The following is a 14,640-nucleotide window of genomic DNA, read 5'->3' on the forward strand; positions in this document are numbered from 1 at the left end:
GCGCGTCTTCGTCCGACTCGGCGAGGACGGAACCCCATGTTGGCGAACGCGCGCACCGACTCTTCCGACCTCGCGGACGCACCGCGTTGGCCGCTGTTCTTGTACGGCGCGATCGCACTCGCCGGCGCGGTACTCGCCTTCGTCGGCCTGTCGGCGTCGGGCTATTGGGTCGACGAGCTGTTCACGATGTACATCGTCGATCCGCGCATCGATCTCGCGCAGAGCATGCAGCGCATCCTGTTCGACGTGCATCCGCCGCTGTACTACTTCGTGCTGGACGGATGGATCGCTTTGTTCGGCCGCTCCGAAACGGCGACGCGCGCGTTCAGCGCGATCTGCGCGGTGGCGGCCTTGCTCGTGTTCGCCTGGGCCGCGCGCCGCGTCGCGCGGCCGCTTGCGATCGCCTTCGCCTGCGCGATCGCGACGAGTTCGCTGTTCTGGTTCGAGCAGGCGCAGAACGCGCGCAGCTACGCTTGGTTGATGCTGCTGACCGCGGGCTTGTTGGCGGCCGCCCTGCATCTGCGGCGACGCCAACGCGAGAGCGTCGACTTCCCGTGGAGCGCTTGGCTGCTGGTGAGCCTGCTCGGCCTCGCCGCCAGCCAGACGCATTCCTATCTCTTGCTCGGCACCGGCATGCTGTTGCTGTACCTGATCGCGACCTTGCCCGATCTGCGCCTGCGCATCGCGCTGGCGGCATCGGGTCTCGCGATTCTCGGCGCCTATCTGGTCTTCCTCTGGTTCCAGCTGCACGCGACCGAGCACGACTTCGGCGCGAGCTGGTTTCGCAGCGATTTCGGTTTCATCGGCCGCCACCTGATGCAGGCGGTTCGCAACGGCATGAGCCGCCAGGCGATGCTGGTGGTCGGCGTGCTGCTGGCGGTGTGGTTGCTGCGGCGCTGGCGGCGGCGCGCTGCGGCAGAGGATCGAGACGCCGCATTGCACGACGCCGATTGGGCCGCTGGGCTGGCCGCGTTCGTACTCGTCGGCGGCATCGTCAGCGGCATCGCGGTGACCAAGCTGGTGACGCCGTCGTTCTCGTTCCGCAATGTGCTGACCTTCGCGCCGTTCGCGTGGTTGCTGTTGGCGCGCTTGTACGATCGGGTCGGACCGCGCGCGCGCAGCGGCATGAGCGCGGCGGCGGTGATCCTGATCGCCGTGCTGCTCGCCTGGCAGCAAGTCGTGCTCGCGCGTGGCCGCCCGCTGCCGCGCAACGAACCTTGGCGCGAGTCAGCCGCCTATGTGCGCACGCTGCCGGCCTGCACGGCCGAGCCGTTGCCGGCGGTCGCCTTGCCGGAAGCCTACAGCGGCCTGTCCTCGGGCCTGCGCAGCCTGGTCGCCGATCACTATCACGGCTATTACTTGCCGGCCGGCGAACGCGTCGAGGTGTTCACGCCGACGGAGTTGTTGCAGAACGAACGCGACCGCAGCGATACGGCCGCGGCGGCCTGCCCGTTGATCGCCTGGAACGTGCACGAGCTGGGCGAAGGCCGCGCGGTGACCTTGGCGATGCTCTTGGCAGAGCAAACCGACCCGAACGGCCTGGGCATCGTGGTGCAGGAATTCTCGAGCTACGAGCTGAAACGATTTTCGTGGCGCGCGAAGGCCGACGGCTTCGTATTCCTGCGCGCGGCGCCGGCGGCACCGAGCTCGCCGCTCGGCGATCGTCTCGTCGTCGTGCGCGAGCAGGCGGGACTAAACGGCACGCGCGCGTTCCGCGTCGAACGCTGGCGCGGCGGCCGGCAAGTCGACGCCGAACGTGCGCTGCTGCCGATAGCGGCGCTGACGCCGGAATCCTTGCGCGACTGGCGCAAGATCGCGACGGTGATGAAGGTCGCGCCGCGCTGAGCGGCGCTCAGTGCTCGGCGGTTGGCGCGGGAGCCGGTGCAGGAGCCGGCGCCGGCGCTGGCGCAGCACTCGTGGCGCCGAGGCCGAGCACGACGATCTTCGCGTTGACTTGCGGTGTCGGCCAGATCGGCGAAGTCATGCCGGCGGCGACCGCGATGCGCTGGCCGTGTCCGTTGTCGTAGCTGATCACGCCGCCGCCGACCGCGCCGCCGAGATCGCGCGACCACAGCTTCTTGCCGGTCGCCGCATCGAAGGCGTACAGAGTGCCGCCGACGTCGCCGAACAGGAGCAGGCCGCCCGAGGTCGGCGTGACGCCGCCGAGCAGCGGGAACGGTGCCTTGAACTGCCAGCGGCGCTTGCCGCTGGTGGCGTCGCTGGCGGTCATCCAGCCGGCCCATTTCTGCGCGTCGTCCATCTGACCGAAGCCGTCCGGCGAGCCGCTCCACGGTTTGCCGTCCGGCGCAGTGGCGAGCGTTTCCTGCACACCGTCCTCGACGCGCACGGTCGCACACCAGTCGACCTGACCGGTGAAGATCAGGTCGTGTTCGGGGTCGTAGGCCGGCCCGTTCCATTCGGCGCCGCCTTGCGTACCGGGGCAGAAACGCGTGCCCTTGGCGGTGAACGGCGAATCGGTGTTGAACACGCGCGTCATCGGCCGGCGGTACAGCGTCTTGCCGTTGCCGAGATCGATCACGTACAGATGACCGTCTTTCGGTGTCACCGCCATCAGCTTGCGGCCGTTCTTGCCGGCGATCAGCGCCGGCGCGGCGGCGACGTCCCAGTCGTGTACGTCGCGCGGGACTAATTGGAAATGGCGCTGGTAGGCGCCGGTCTTGGCATCGAGCACGACGATCGAACCGGTGTAGAGGTTGCTGCCGCCGCGCGTCGCAGCGGCGAAATCCGGCGCAGGATTGCCGACCGGCACGTAGATAAAACCGTTGTCGGCGTCGAGCGAGTAGCTCGCCCAGCTGGCGCCGCCGGTGATCGGAATGCCGGCCGCGTTCTTCCAGCTCGCGGCGAGATCGTCGGCCGCCGGCGCGGCCGGGCCGCGCGCGAAGTCGCCGGCCTCTTTCGGCACTAAGTAGAACTCCCACACGATGTGGCCGTCCTTCGCGTCGAGCGCGTACATGCGGCCCTTGACGCCTTTGTTGTCGCCGCCGGCATTGCCGATGAAGACGAGGCCGTTCCAGGCGATCGGCGCCGCCGGAACCGATTCGCCCTTGGCCGCGTCGGCGATCGTCGCCGCCCACAAGCGGCGTCCGGTTTTCGCCTCGTAGGCGAGCACGCGGCCGTCGCTGCTGCCGCGGAACACGCGTCCGTCGGCCCAGGCCAGGCCGCGATTGACCTTGAGCGTGCCGGGCGCGAATACCTCGTGAGCGCGCCAGTTTTCCTTGCAGGTGTCCGGATCGACCGAGAAGGTGTCCTGCTCGGTGGTGCCGAACAAGGCGCCGTCGACCTGGATCAGACCGCTCTGGAAGCTGACCTTCTGGCCGGTGTCGTATTCGCACAGGACGTCGAGCCCGGACACGTTCTTGGTGTCGATCGCATCGAGCGCGACGTAGCGTTCCGAGGTCAGCGTGCGGTTGTAGCTCGGCCAGTCGGTTGCGGCCTGCGCAGAAGCGGCGAGAACGGCGAAAGCGATGGCGGTGATGACAGGGCGCGGCATGGGCGTCTCCCGGGCAGAGTAGGACGAGCGCGGCGGAACGCATCGTCGAACGGATCACGGCGATGGTATACCGGCAGCCGCTCCGCTCCAGCGTTGCGACGGCCTTTGCCTACGACTTTCGACCGATGCGGCGGCATCCGCCTCACCCTAGCGTGCCACACCGTCTGTCGCCTGAACGAGACCTCGATGCTTCGTTTTCCGCTCGCATTGCGCGGCTTGTTCGTCAAGTTGACGGCGACGTTCTTCCTCGTCTGCGCCGTGTCGATCGCGGTCGTCGGCTGGCTCGACGTGCGTTTTTCCAGCGCACGTTTCGAGCGCGACGTGCGCACGCTGCTGGCCGCGCTCGCCACCGAGCGCTCGTCGTCGGCGCAGCCAGCGGTCGATCTTGCCGACGCGGCACGTTGCCGCGAGTTCGCCGACGATCTGTTCCGCCGCACGGCCGAACGCGGCAGCGCGAGCATCGCCGACTTCGATGCGATGCTCGGTTACTTCTACAGCGGTCGGCTGCACGTGCGCATCGTCGCCGGCGCGCGGAGCTTGTGCAGCAGCGACGTCGCGCCCTTGCCGCTGCTCGCTGCCGCGCTCGAACAAGCGGCGCATTCCTCGGCGCAGCCGGCCTTGCGGCGCGACGGCAAAGAATGGGCGTTGGCTGCCGCGATTGATCTCGGCGGCGCGCCCGCTGCGCGCGCGCTGGTCGGCTTGCAGTACTGGCCGGCCTGGGGTACGCACAGTGTGATCGCCTACGACATGCTGCGCACGCTCGTGTTCGTCGGCGTGCTCGGCATCAGCTTCACGGTCGCGGTGGTCTGGTTCGTGCTGCGGCGCGTGCGCCGCGCGACGCGCGCGGCCGATCGCTGGGCGGCGGGGGATCTGTCGGTGCGCATCCACGACGATGCGGGCGACGAATTCGGCGCGCTGGCCGCGCGTTTCAACCGCATGGCCGACGCGCTCGCGCGCACGATCGAGATCGAGAAAGCTCTGGCCGCCTCGGTCGAACGCAACCGCATCGGGCGCGACCTGCACGACACCGCCAAGCAGCGCAGCTTCGTACTCGGCCTCAAGTTGACCGAGTTGGAACACGAGGCTCGCGCGCAGCGCGAGCTGACCGGCACCATCGCCGAGGCGCGCCGCCTCGCCGATCACTTGCAGCAGGACTTGATCCGCGCGGTGTCCGGCTTCCGCCTGCCGGCGATCGCGGAAGCGGGACTGCGCGCCGCGCTCGAGCGCAGCCTGGGCGATCTTCTGTCCGCATCGAACATCGTCGGCCGCTTAGAGCTGACGCCAGCACAGGAGCAGGCACTGCAAGCGCAGCCGGCGATCGCGCAGGAACTGCTCGCGATCACGCAGGAAGCAGTGGCGAACGCGCGCCGGCACAGCGGCTGCCGCCACATTCAAGTACGCGCGGTTGCGGGTGCGCGCTGGCGTTGGAGCATCGAGGACGACGGTCGCGGTTTCGAGCCGCAGCGCGTCGCTCACGGCATGGGCCTGACCAATCTGCGCTGGCGCGCGCAGAGCCTGCCCGGCGGCGAACTCCTGCTGGAGTCTTCGCCGGCCGGTACGCGTATCGTGGTGTCGTTCGTGCTCGATCCGGGAGAAGACGCATGAGCATCTCGATCCTGCTGGCCGACGATCACGCGGTCGTGCGCGAAGGAATTCGTGGCCTGCTGCGGCTCAGTCCACGCTTCCGTATCGTCGCCGAAGCCGCCGACTGCGACGAGGCGGTCGCGCTCGCCAGCGAGCACGTGCCCGATGTCGTGCTGCTCGATCTGATGATGCCGGGCAGCGGTGCGGTCGCGGTCACGCGTGCGATCCGCGCGGCCAGTCCGCGCAGCCACATCATGGTGCTGACCTCCTCCGACGACGACGAGCTCGCGTTTGCCGCGATCGAGGCCGGCGCGCATTCGTTCCTGTTGAAGTCGATGCGCGGCGAAGCCTTGTTGCAGGCGATCGAACGCGCCGCAACGGGCGAAGCGACTCTGCACCCGGCGGTCGCGCAACGCATCCTGCAAGCCATGCAGCGTGCACGCCAGCCGGCGGCCGATCCGTTCGCCGCACTGACCGAACGCGAGCTGGAGGTGCTGCGCAATCTGGCCGAAGGCGGCAGCAATGCTAAGATCGCCGCGCGCCTGGGCATCAGCGAGAAGACGGTCAAGGCGCATTTGGGCAGCGTGATGTCGAAGCTGTATCTGTCCGACCGCACGCAGGCCGTCGCCTTCGCTTGGAAAGAGGGCCTGATGTCGCCCGAGCGCTGAAATGACGGCGGCCCGCGCTCGCACGCGGGCCGCCGCGGCGCTTACGGCGCGCCGGCCAGCTGCGCGGCGTGCAGCACCGCTTTGGCGTGCCCGTCGTCGAAGTCGTCGGCAGGGAACACCTCGAATTCGACCTCCGGCACGATGCCGCGCGCCTCGTGCACGACACCCTGCGCATCGCGCAGCACTTCGTTGGGCATGCCGAACTCCCAGCCGTTGGGCAGGCCCTTGCCGACGCCGCCGTTGAGCGCGCCCTGGGTCGCTTGGCCGACGTGTCGAACCTGCGGAAGGGCGCGCATCGAAAGAGTGAACCGTTCGCCGGCGCTGACCGTCAATTCGCTGGTCAAGAGCAGCACCGGCTTGAGGTAGCGCGATTGCCCGGCCGGCGACACGTAGTAGGGTTGCGCCGCGATACCGCGCACGCCGGGCACGCTGGTGCTGTAGGCGAGCCGCTTGCGGTCGGCGAAGCGCGCGGCGAAATCGGCGGCGACTTCGGCGTAGCCGCCGAGGTTGGTCGCGACGTCGACGATCAGCGCGTCGGTGTCCTGCAACGAAGCCAGTGCGCGGTCGATCGCCGCGCCGGCCAGTGCGCGTTCCTCGGCGAGATTGCCCGTGGTCGAGTAGCCCATCATCTGGCCGATCGACAGGTAGCCGATGTTGCCGCCGCGCAGAACGCCCCAGCGCATGAAGCCGTTGAGGGCGGTGCCGCTGCTGCGCACCGGATCGAACAAGGCGCTGACGGTCTGGTCGTCCGCGGGCTGCCAGTCGAGCGCGGCCCAGAAGAAGAAGTCGTCGGTCGAGCCGCTGTCGGCGTAGCGCGCGCGCAGCCGTTCGTAAGTCGGCTTGCCCGGTTGCGAACCGATGCTGAAAGGCTCGTCGCCGACCTGGCCGTTGATGCCGGTGTGCGGATCCTCCAAGCCCTGCAGGAACGCTTGCAGGATTTCCTTCAACTGCGCCGGCGAGGCGGCCATCTGCGCGCGCGGCCGCAGCGCCGCACGGCGTTGTGCCAGATCGATCCGGCGCTCTCGCGCGTAGGGATAGAACTCGACGAACGAGGAGGTGATCGCATCGAACGTGTACAAGAGCGAGCTGCGATCGGCTCGGCGCGTGCATTGCCACGGCGCGAACGGCAGCCACTGCGCGTGGAACTGGCGTCCGTCCGGCGCGTTGGCGAAGGCGGTGTCGAAATTGCGCCACGAACGCGCGTAGTAACCGACCAAGTTGTTCGCATCCGCGCCGGAGGCGAGCGGGTCATGCCAGCACATCGCGCCGGTGTAGTCGTAGACGTCGATGTCGGCGGCGCCGCGATGGATGTCGAAGACGCTGCCGTAGCCGGGCAGATTCCAGGTCGCGCGGACTTCGGCGATGTGCTCGCCGTTGACGAGCGTCGGCTTGAACGCGGTTTCGGGAAAGGGCTGCAGCGGATGCGCTGCCGCTGCGCCGGCAGCGGCGAGCGCGGCAATCGCCAGCGCGGTGCGCGCGCGCCGCGGCGGACGGCCAGCGACGGTGGCGTTCGACCGCAGTGGATTTGGTTTCATGAATGGTTCCAGCAATGACATCGCCCAGTGCGACGAGGTCACTGTAGGAAGCGCGCGGGCGGCGTACATCGGGTGAAGGTCGCGCTGCGCGCCGCGAAAGGTCGCCTTGTGCCTAAGCCTTTCGTCTCGGTGCGGTGGGTTTGGCGCGAGGGCGGGCGGGTTCGCTGTCCGCTTCGGCGCGGAATGCCGCCGCTTCGGCCAGCAGCCAGCTGCGGAACGCTTTGAATCCGGGTTGTTCGAGCGAGCGCTTGGGGTAGACCAGAAAATGCGCGTAGCGCGCCGGCATGCGCTGCGGAAAGAGCGCGACCAGACGGCCGGTTTCGAGCAACGGCCGCGCCATCGTCAGACGGCCGAGCGCGACGCCCATGCCTTCGGCTGCGGCGCGTTGCATCGTTTCCGAATCGCTGAAGGTGGCGACGTAGCGCGTCGGCTCCTTCCCGCCGAAAGTCTGAAACCAGCGCGGCCACGGATCGTCCGGGCTCAACAGCGGCCATTCGCCGAGCTGGTCCAGACGCGGCCGCTTGCGCCCCTTCAGCAACCCGGGACTGACGATCGGCGTCAGCCACTCTTCGAACAACAGCTCGATCTCGATATCGGGCCAGCGCCCGGCGCCGTAGCGCAAAGCGCCGTCGAAGCGGCCGTCGGCGAAGTCGACCGGTTCGACCGAGGAGTCGAGATTGAATTCGAGCTCCGGATTGCGCGCGAAGAAGTGCGGCAATCGCGGTACCAGCCAGCTCGAGGCCATCGACGGCAGCGCGCTGATGCTGAGCTTGGTGTCGCTGCGTGTGCACAAGGGCCGCAGCGCGGCCTCGATCGCGTCCAGATGCGGGCCGACGCGCTGCAGCAGCAGCGCGCCTTCGGCGGTCGGCTTGAGGCCGCGCGGACCGCGCACGAACAAGGTGCAGCCGAGGCGTTGTTCGAGCAGACGCACCTGATGGCTGAGCGCGCTGACGGTGAGGTGCAGGCGCTCGGCCGCGCGCGTCAGGTTCTGCGCGCGAGCGGCGGTGACGAACACTTGCAAGGCGTTCAGAGGAGCGCGTTCCATGTTCGATATTCCTCAAGTCAGGCTATCAAAGATGTCGCTACCGCTGCGGTTCGAGCCGGCCTATCTTGACGTCACTGCAACATCATCGCAATCGAAGGAGGACGTGCCATGTTGAGTAAATTGAACAGCACGACGTACGACCTGCTGGGCTTGCACGGCTATCCGGTACCGCCGGCTCGGCCGGCGCCGGCAGCGGCGGAGCCGGTGCGCAAGCAGCCGCAACCGCGACGTGTCGCGGCGGCGACCCGGCCGGGTCTGCGCGGTGCGATCGCGAGGATGTTTCTCGCCTCCTCGATGGGTCACGTGTTCTGGTAAGCGACCTCACAATGAATATTCCGCTGCGAAATTCTCCCGCCGTGCTGCCGTTGCTCGCTGCTGGGCTGACTGTCGTGTTCTGGTCGTCGGCGTTCGCCGCGATCTCGTTCGGCTTGCACGCATTCACTCCGGCCGAGCTGTCGCTGCTGCGCTTCGGCGTCGCCTCGCTGTGCCTCGTGGTGCCGGTCGCGCTCGGCTGGATCGAGCTGCCGCCGCGGCGCGACTGGCCGGCGGTGGCGGCGCTCGCCCTGATCGGCATGACCGTCTATCAGCTCGCCTTGGGCTATGCGATGACGCGCATCCCGGCCGGCGCTGCCGCGGTGATCATCGCGCTGGCGCCCGGCGTGACCTCGGCGCTGGCCGCGCTACGACTGGGCGAGGCGGTGACGGTGCGCATGGGCGCAGGTCTCGCCGTCGCGTTCGCCGGCGTGGTGCTGGTCACGCTCGGCAGCGGGCATGAGGTGCGCTTCGAGCCGATGGCGCTCCTGGTGCTGGTCGCCGTGGTCGCGACCAGCATCTACTTCGTCTGGCAGAAGCCGCTGCTGGCGCGCACCAACGCGCTCGGCTTCACCACCGCCAGCATCTTCGCCGCCACTCTCGGCCTGCTGCCGTTCGGTCTGCATCTGCCGCAGAAAATCGCGCTCGCCTCGACGCCGCAGCTCGTCTCCGCGGTCTATCTCGGCATCGTGCCGACCGTGCTCGGCTATCTGTGCTGGAACTGGGCCTTGTCGCGCACGACGGCCTCGACCGTATCGAGCTTCATCTATGTGCAGCCGTTGCTGGCGAGCCTGATCGCCTGGGTGTGGCTGGGGCAGACGCTGAGTGCACTCGCGATCGCCGGCGGCGTGCTCGCGATCGGCGGCGTGGTGTTGACGATCCGCGGTGCGCGGCCAGCCGCACCGTTGCCGCGCAAGGGGCCTCTCGTCGGCGCCGAAGCGCGCTGAGCCTTGCGACCCTGCACGGTGCGGCGGGGCGCGTGAAGGGGATGTCGATTCCGCGCTCTGCCGCCCCTGCAAGATTGCGCAGCTGGCGTCGCCGCGGCCGCAGCGACCATGCTGCGATCGCGATATCGACCGAGGCCGCGTCCGTGACGAACATCCGCTCTTTCCACGGCTTCACGCCGGTGGTATCGCCCCGCGCCTATGTCGACCCGGCCGCGCAGGTGATCGGCAACGTCGGCATCGGCGAGGACAGCTCGATCTGGCCCTGCGCGGTGGTGCGTGGAGACGCGCATGCGATCCGCATCGGCGCGCGCTCGAACGTGCAGGACGGGGCGCAGCTGCACGTCACCCACGATGCGCAGTACACGCTCGGCGGCTTCGCGCTGTCGATCGGCGACGACGTCACCATCGGGCACGGCGCCGTGCTGCACGGCTGCACCGTGCAGGAAGCGAGCCTGATCGGCATGCAAGCGACGATTCTCGACGGTGCCCTGGTCAAGAAGCACGCCATCGTCGGCGCCGGCGCCGTGGTCACCCACGGCAAGATCGTCGGCAGCGGCGAGCTTTGGTTGGGCAATCCGGCACGCTGCGCCCGCATGCTGAGCAACGAGGAGATTCAGCAGATCCTCTACGCGGCACGCCAGTACGTGAAGCTCGCGGTGCAGTATCGCGACGTGCAACGCCCGCTGGTCGCCGGCGCCGCGCGGTAGCCGCAGCGCGGCGACGTTCCTTCGCGCTGCACCGTCTTTTCTCCCGGACCGGTCTTGCGTCGCGTCGCGCCTTCCATTGCGCGCGTCCGACATCTGACATCTGCGTGCGCGATGATCGGCAGCGGCACGCTAGCGCTGTGCGATTGTTCGGAGAAAAGCGTTGCAAATCGATAAAATCGCCGATCAGGCGAGAGAGTTTCGCGTGCATCTCGATCGGCTGAAGGAGCGCCTCGCTCCGAATGAATTCTCCTGGTACCCCTACGGCACGCTCGACAATTTCTATCTGATCGAGAAGCTGCTGCAAGGCCATTCACGTCGCCTGCTCGACTTGATCGGCAACGAGCCGATCGTGGACATCGGCGCCGCCGACGGCGACACCGCGTTCTTCATGGAGTCGCTGGGCTGCCGTGGGGACATCGTGGATTTCGCGCCGACCAACTTCAACGGCTGCCGCGGCGCGCGTGCGCTGAAAGAAGCGCTGGGCTCGAACATCTCCATTCATGAGACCGACCTCGACACGCATTTCGCGTTGCCGCGCGAACGCTACGGCTTGGCCTTCTTCCTCGGCATCCTGTACCACCTGAAAAACCCGTACCGCGCTTTGGAGGGACTCGCGCGGTGCGCGCGCCATGCGCTGGTCAGCACGCGGGTGGTGCGCTACAACCTGGCTCCGGGCGCGCGTGGAAGCGGCGCGGTCAATGCCGCACGAGTCGAGCTGCACACGGTGCCTGCGGCGTATCTAGTCGATCCGCGCGAGACCAACGACGACAATACCAACTACTGGATGTTCAGCGACGCCGGCCTGCGCCGAATTCTGCATCGCTGCGGTTGGGAGGTCGTCGACTTCATGACGGTCGGCAACACGACCCAATCGGATCCGGCTACCCACGCCGGCGACGAGCGTGCCTTCTGCTTGGTGCGCAGCCGGCACGTCTGACATCCGGTTTCAGATCGGCTCGCCGCCGTCGAACAAGCCCGATTGCAAGGGTGTGTCGTCGGCGTCGACGAAATTGGCCAGGCCGACGCCGGCGAGGCGGTACAGCGTGGTCGGCGGCGCGTCGACATGGCCGCGCAGTTCCAGCGCGAGTTCGGTTAGTTCCGCCGCCGAGCGCGGCGGCACGCCCGGCGTGCGGCTGCGCGTGAGGATGCGGAAGTCCTTGGTCTTCAGCTTCAGCACCACGGTGCGGCCGATGCGCTCGGTCTTGCACGCGGCGGCCCAGACGCGCACGGCGAGTTCGCGGATCATCGTCTCGGTAGCGGCCAGCGGCTGGTCGGTCGCGAAGGTGTCCTCGGCCGAGATCGATTGCGTCGGGCGGTCCGGCTTGACCTCGCCGCGGTCGATGCCGTGCGCGAGTTCGGACAGGCGCCGGCCGTAGCGGCCGAAATGGCGTTCGAGTTCCGCCACTTCGACACGGCGCAGCTCGCCGACCGTGCGCAAGCCGAGCGCGGTCAGCTTGCCTTCCATGACCTTGCCGACGCCGTGGATGCGCGCTACCGGCAAGGGTTCGAGGAACGCTTCGACTTCGTGCGGGCGGATCACGAACAAGCCGTCCGGTTTGCGCCAGTCGGAGGCGATCTTGGCCAGGAACTTCGCCGGCGCGACGCCGGCCGAGGCGGTCAGCTGCGTCTCCTCGCGAATCTGCTCGCGCACGCGCCGCGCGATCGCGGTCGCCGAAGGCAGCTCGGATTTCGCCTCGGTCACGTCGAGATAGGCCTCGTCCAGCGACAGCGGTTCGACCAGCTCGGTGTGGCGCAGCAGGATCTCGCGTACCTGGCGCGACACCGCGCGATAGCGCGTGAAGTCCGGCGCGACGAAGACCGCGTCCGGGCACAGCCGCTCGGCGCGCATCGCCGGCATCGCCGAGCGCACGCCGAACCGGCGCGCCTCGTAGCTGGCCGCGCAAACCACCGAGCGCTGCCCGCGCCATGCGACCACCACCGGCCGGCCGCGCAAGGACGGATCGTCGCGCTGCTCGACCGAGGCATAGAACGCGTCCATGTCGACGTGGATGATCTTGCGCATGCAAAAGCGGCGGACCGGCTAACGTCGGCATCGTACTCCGTCGGGCCGGTGCGTCGAGGCTCGTGCGAGCGATGCGGGTCGAGTCGAAACCGTTCTCGGGGGCGCGAGATTTTCCTACGTCGCGACGCGTGCTTCGCGCATCGCGGCGAAACGGTGCGCACGGCAGCATGCGCTATCCACTTTCGGAGCCCGCGCATGCCCGTTCACGCGATCCTCGCTCGTTCGCTGTCGAGACTCGGCTGGCTGTTGTTGTGCGCGGTCGCGCTCGCCGAAGCCGAGCCGGTGTACCGATGTCGCGCCGCCGACGGTGCGATTGCCTATCAAGACCGCGCCTGCGCACCTTCGCAGGGGCAGACTCAGGTGAACTTGGCGCCGGCGCCGCCGGCAGCGCCTTCGCCTGACTACGGGAGTGCGGCAGCTGCGCGAACGGCGTCGTCGCCGCGCCGATCGCGCAGTGCCTCGCGTGGCAGCGCGCAAGCCGAGCCCACCTCCTACGAATGCCGCGGCGCCAACGGCGAGGTGTTCTATCGCCACTCCTCCTGTCCGAAGTCGATCGCTCGGCGCGGCGAGGCAAGCCGCGGCAGTTCGCGCTCGACGCCGGTCTCGGCGACGCCGCTGTCGCGCTCGGAAGCGTGCAAGCGGCTCGCTCGCGGCGGGCGCAACGGGCGCGAATTCGACGAAAGCGTTTCGACCTACGAACGCAACGCCGGCCGCGACCCCTGTCGCCGCTACTGATTTCGCGGCGCACTTTGCGGATATGTAACGCCGTCGCGTTTACGATGCCGCCGATTCCTGCGGAGTGAGCCGATGCCTGCCAACTGCCGAGTCCTGGCCTTGATCCTGCTCGCCGCCTTGCCGGCCGCGTGCTCGCGCTCGACGCCGCCGGCGCAGACCCCGGCGGCCGCGGCGCCGGCCGCCGAGACGCAAGGGACGAAGGAGCTGGCTCTGTATCGGCAACTGCAGCAGGAAAAGGCCTACGAACTCGCAGCGCCGATCGGCGCCGAGATCGTGGCGAAGTATCCGCAGAGCGCGGCCGCCAAAGAAGTGCAGGAGACGCTGGCCGACGTCACCGCCAAAGGGACTGCGCTGGCGACGCGGCGGCGGCTGGAACGCCTGTGGTCGTACCAGTCTGGCAAGGAATCGGGTGGTACGCAGAACACCGCCTCGATCTACAGCGGCGATCCGACCGAGACGCGTGTGCGCTTGGTGCTGCGCCGGCACTCCGCCTGGGGCCAGAGCGTGTATCTGTTCGGCAACGGCAAGGGCTTCGAGTGCGGCAAGAGCTGCACGGTGAGCGTGCGTTTCGATGAACAGCCGGTGCGGCGCCTGAAGGCCTATCTTCCGGAAACCGGCGAGCCGGCCGTTTTCATCTCCGACGACAAGGCCTTCCTCGAGCGCCTCGGCAGCACGCAGAAGATTGCGATCGAGGTGATCGAGAAGGAGCGCGGTCCGCGCACGTTGACGTTCGAGGTCGGCGGTTTCGAAGCGGACAAGTTTCCGCCGGTGAAGAAGGGATAAGCGTGGCGCGCAGTGTGGCGGCGACGGTGGATGCGTATCTGCGGGAGCTGCCCGCCGAGCGTCGCGCGATCGCCGAAACTTTGCGCAAGCTGATCGTCGACCATTTGCCGAAGGGCTACGTGGAGACGATGAACTGGGGCATGCCGAGCTACGAAGTGCCGCTCGCGCGTTACCCCGACACCTACAACGGCCAGCCGCTCGGTTACGCCGCGTTCGCCGCGCAGAAGAACGCTTACTCGCTGTACTTGACCGGCATCTATCTCGATCCGCAACGCGAGGCTGCGCTGCGCGACGCCTTCGCCGCGGCCGGCAAGAAGCTCGATCTCGGCAAAAGCTGCCTGCGCTTCAAGCGGACCGAGGACTTGCCGCTGGAGGCGATCGGCCAGCTGATCGCCGGCATGCCGGTGGACGAATTCATTGCCCGTCACGAGCGCAGCCGGCAGGGTTGACCGCGGCTAGATCGCATCCGGATCGTGCGCTTCCAGCCGCACGCCGGTGGCGACCACTTCGTAGTGGCGCTTGGACAGCACGCGCAATTCGCCGCCGTCGGCCAGACACACCTTCGCCAGGCGCTCGATGTGCGCATTCTCGTGGCTGGCCGGCTCGACATAGACGTGGATCTCGTAGTCTTTGCCGTCGCTGCCGTGCGCGTGATAGAGGCGTTTCAGGACCAAGACGATGCTCCGCCGCGCCGCGTGCAGGTCGATGCTAACAAACGCCGATGAACGATTTCGCGCCGTGCGCCGGTCTGTCTTCACGCAGCGTTAGACTGCGCTTCCCATCCTTGCGC

Annotated in this window: 15 protein-coding genes; 10 read left to right on the forward strand and 5 right to left on the reverse strand. The window is 68.1% G+C overall.

Translation table 11 applies throughout. The annotated features are described in order from the left end of the window. Window positions 1–36: 36 nt before the first annotated feature. Entirely contained in the window at window positions 37–1,845 is a 1,809-nt protein-coding gene (locus tag AC3QL3_RS02355; RefSeq protein WP_492896656.1) for a hypothetical protein, read from the forward strand. A 7-nt stretch (window positions 1,846–1,852) separates the two neighbouring features. Here AC3QL3_RS02355 and AC3QL3_RS02360 read toward each other — a convergent pair whose 3' ends face one another. Next, a complete protein-coding gene (locus AC3QL3_RS02360; protein WP_492896657.1) occupies window positions 1,853–3,511 on the reverse strand; it encodes a pyrroloquinoline quinone-dependent dehydrogenase in 1,659 nt (552 codons plus the stop codon). A 186-nt stretch (window positions 3,512–3,697) separates the two neighbouring features. Here AC3QL3_RS02360 and AC3QL3_RS02365 point away from each other — a divergent pair, with 186 nt between their 5' ends. Beyond that, window positions 3,698–5,116: a sensor histidine kinase gene (locus AC3QL3_RS02365; protein WP_492896658.1), complete on the forward strand. Its 1,419-nt coding sequence runs from the start codon at window positions 3,698–3,700 to the stop codon at window positions 5,114–5,116. Further along, window positions 5,113–5,763 carry a response regulator gene (locus tag AC3QL3_RS02370; RefSeq protein ID WP_492896659.1) on the forward strand — a complete coding sequence of 217 codons (651 nt, stop codon included), beginning with the start codon at window positions 5,113–5,115 and terminating at the stop codon, window positions 5,761–5,763. Before AC3QL3_RS02365 ends, AC3QL3_RS02370 begins: the two co-directional genes overlap by 4 nt. A 41-nt stretch (window positions 5,764–5,804) precedes the next feature. Here AC3QL3_RS02370 and AC3QL3_RS02375 read toward each other — a convergent pair whose 3' ends face one another. Beyond that, a complete protein-coding gene (locus AC3QL3_RS02375; protein WP_492896660.1) occupies window positions 5,805–7,298 on the reverse strand; it encodes a S41 family peptidase in 1,494 nt (497 codons plus the stop codon). A gap of 112 nt (window positions 7,299–7,410) precedes the next feature. Continuing rightward, a complete protein-coding gene (locus tag AC3QL3_RS02380) occupies window positions 7,411–8,343 on the reverse strand; it encodes a LysR substrate-binding domain-containing protein (RefSeq protein WP_492896661.1) in 933 nt (310 codons plus the stop codon). Between the two features lie 108 nt (window positions 8,344–8,451). Here AC3QL3_RS02380 and AC3QL3_RS02385 point away from each other — a divergent pair, with 108 nt between their 5' ends. The 4 genes from AC3QL3_RS02385 to AC3QL3_RS02400 all read left to right on the forward strand — a co-directional run bounded on the left by AC3QL3_RS02385 (window position 8,452) and on the right by AC3QL3_RS02400 (window position 11,246). Further along, window positions 8,452–8,658 carry a hypothetical protein gene (locus tag AC3QL3_RS02385; RefSeq protein WP_492896662.1) on the forward strand — a complete coding sequence of 69 codons (207 nt, stop codon included), beginning with the start codon at window positions 8,452–8,454 and terminating at the stop codon, window positions 8,656–8,658. Window positions 8,659–8,669: 11 nt separating this feature from the next. Further along, complete coding sequence (locus AC3QL3_RS02390; RefSeq protein ID WP_492896663.1) at window positions 8,670–9,602, forward strand: DMT family transporter; 933 nt, start codon at window positions 8,670–8,672, stop codon at window positions 9,600–9,602. Between the two features lie 143 nt (window positions 9,603–9,745). Next, window positions 9,746–10,309 (forward strand): gamma carbonic anhydrase family protein, encoded by a 564-nt coding sequence (locus tag AC3QL3_RS02395; RefSeq protein WP_492896664.1) that lies wholly within the window; start codon window positions 9,746–9,748, stop codon window positions 10,307–10,309. Between the two features lie 160 nt (window positions 10,310–10,469). Then, entirely contained in the window at window positions 10,470–11,246 is a 777-nt protein-coding gene (locus AC3QL3_RS02400) for a class I SAM-dependent methyltransferase (RefSeq protein ID WP_492896665.1), read from the forward strand. Window positions 11,247–11,255: 9 nt separating this feature from the next. On the opposite strand, the gene dinB is transcribed toward AC3QL3_RS02400, so the two are convergent. After that, a complete protein-coding gene (gene dinB, locus AC3QL3_RS02405; RefSeq protein WP_492896666.1) occupies window positions 11,256–12,332 on the reverse strand; it encodes a DNA polymerase IV in 1,077 nt (358 codons plus the stop codon). A 195-nt stretch (window positions 12,333–12,527) separates the two neighbouring features. On the opposite strand from dinB, the gene AC3QL3_RS02410 reads away from it, so the two are divergent. The 3 genes from AC3QL3_RS02410 (at window position 12,528) to AC3QL3_RS02420 (ending at window position 14,299) form a co-directional block, all read left to right on the forward strand. Then, complete coding sequence (locus AC3QL3_RS02410) at window positions 12,528–13,067, forward strand: DUF4124 domain-containing protein (protein WP_492896667.1); 540 nt, start codon at window positions 12,528–12,530, stop codon at window positions 13,065–13,067. Between the two features lie 72 nt (window positions 13,068–13,139). Next, window positions 13,140–13,850, forward strand: a complete 711-nt coding sequence (locus AC3QL3_RS02415; protein ID WP_492896669.1) for a hypothetical protein — start codon at window positions 13,140–13,142, stop codon at window positions 13,848–13,850. 2 nt (window positions 13,851–13,852) lie between these two features. Beyond that, the gene (locus AC3QL3_RS02420) at window positions 13,853–14,299 is read left to right on the forward strand and encodes an iron chaperone (protein ID WP_492896670.1); all 447 of its coding nucleotides are present in this window, start codon (window positions 13,853–13,855) and stop codon (window positions 14,297–14,299) included. 6 nt (window positions 14,300–14,305) lie between these two features. Here the strand turns inward: AC3QL3_RS02420 and AC3QL3_RS02425 are convergent, their stop codons facing one another. Next, window positions 14,306–14,524, reverse strand: coding sequence for a hypothetical protein (locus AC3QL3_RS02425; protein ID WP_492896671.1), 219 nt, complete (start codon window positions 14,522–14,524; stop codon window positions 14,306–14,308). Between the last annotated feature and the right edge of the window lie 116 nt (window positions 14,525–14,640).

The organism is Dokdonella sp. GW821-FHT11D02, assembly GCF_058808595.1.

Coding starts and splice junctions, on each gene's coding strand:
- AC3QL3_RS02415 (WP_492896669.1), top strand. CDS start 13,140: ATGCCTGCCAACTGCCGAGTCCTGGCCTTGATCCTGCTCGCCGCCTTG.
- AC3QL3_RS02375 (WP_492896660.1), bottom strand. CDS start 7,298: ATGAAACCAAATCCACTGCGGTCGAACGCCACCGTCGCTGGCCGTCCG.
- AC3QL3_RS02380 (WP_492896661.1), bottom strand. CDS start 8,343: ATGGAACGCGCTCCTCTGAACGCCTTGCAAGTGTTCGTCACCGCCGCT.
- AC3QL3_RS02390 (WP_492896663.1), top strand. CDS start 8,670: ATGAATATTCCGCTGCGAAATTCTCCCGCCGTGCTGCCGTTGCTCGCT.
- AC3QL3_RS02360 (WP_492896657.1), bottom strand. CDS start 3,511: ATGCCGCGCCCTGTCATCACCGCCATCGCTTTCGCCGTTCTCGCCGCT.
- AC3QL3_RS02385 (WP_492896662.1), top strand. CDS start 8,452: ATGTTGAGTAAATTGAACAGCACGACGTACGACCTGCTGGGCTTGCAC.
- AC3QL3_RS02365 (WP_492896658.1), top strand. CDS start 3,698: ATGCTTCGTTTTCCGCTCGCATTGCGCGGCTTGTTCGTCAAGTTGACG.
- dinB (WP_492896666.1), bottom strand. CDS start 12,332: ATGCGCAAGATCATCCACGTCGACATGGACGCGTTCTATGCCTCGGTC.
- AC3QL3_RS02410 (WP_492896667.1), top strand. CDS start 12,528: ATGCCCGTTCACGCGATCCTCGCTCGTTCGCTGTCGAGACTCGGCTGG.
- AC3QL3_RS02370 (WP_492896659.1), top strand. CDS start 5,113: ATGAGCATCTCGATCCTGCTGGCCGACGATCACGCGGTCGTGCGCGAA.
- AC3QL3_RS02355 (WP_492896656.1), top strand. CDS start 37: ATGTTGGCGAACGCGCGCACCGACTCTTCCGACCTCGCGGACGCACCG.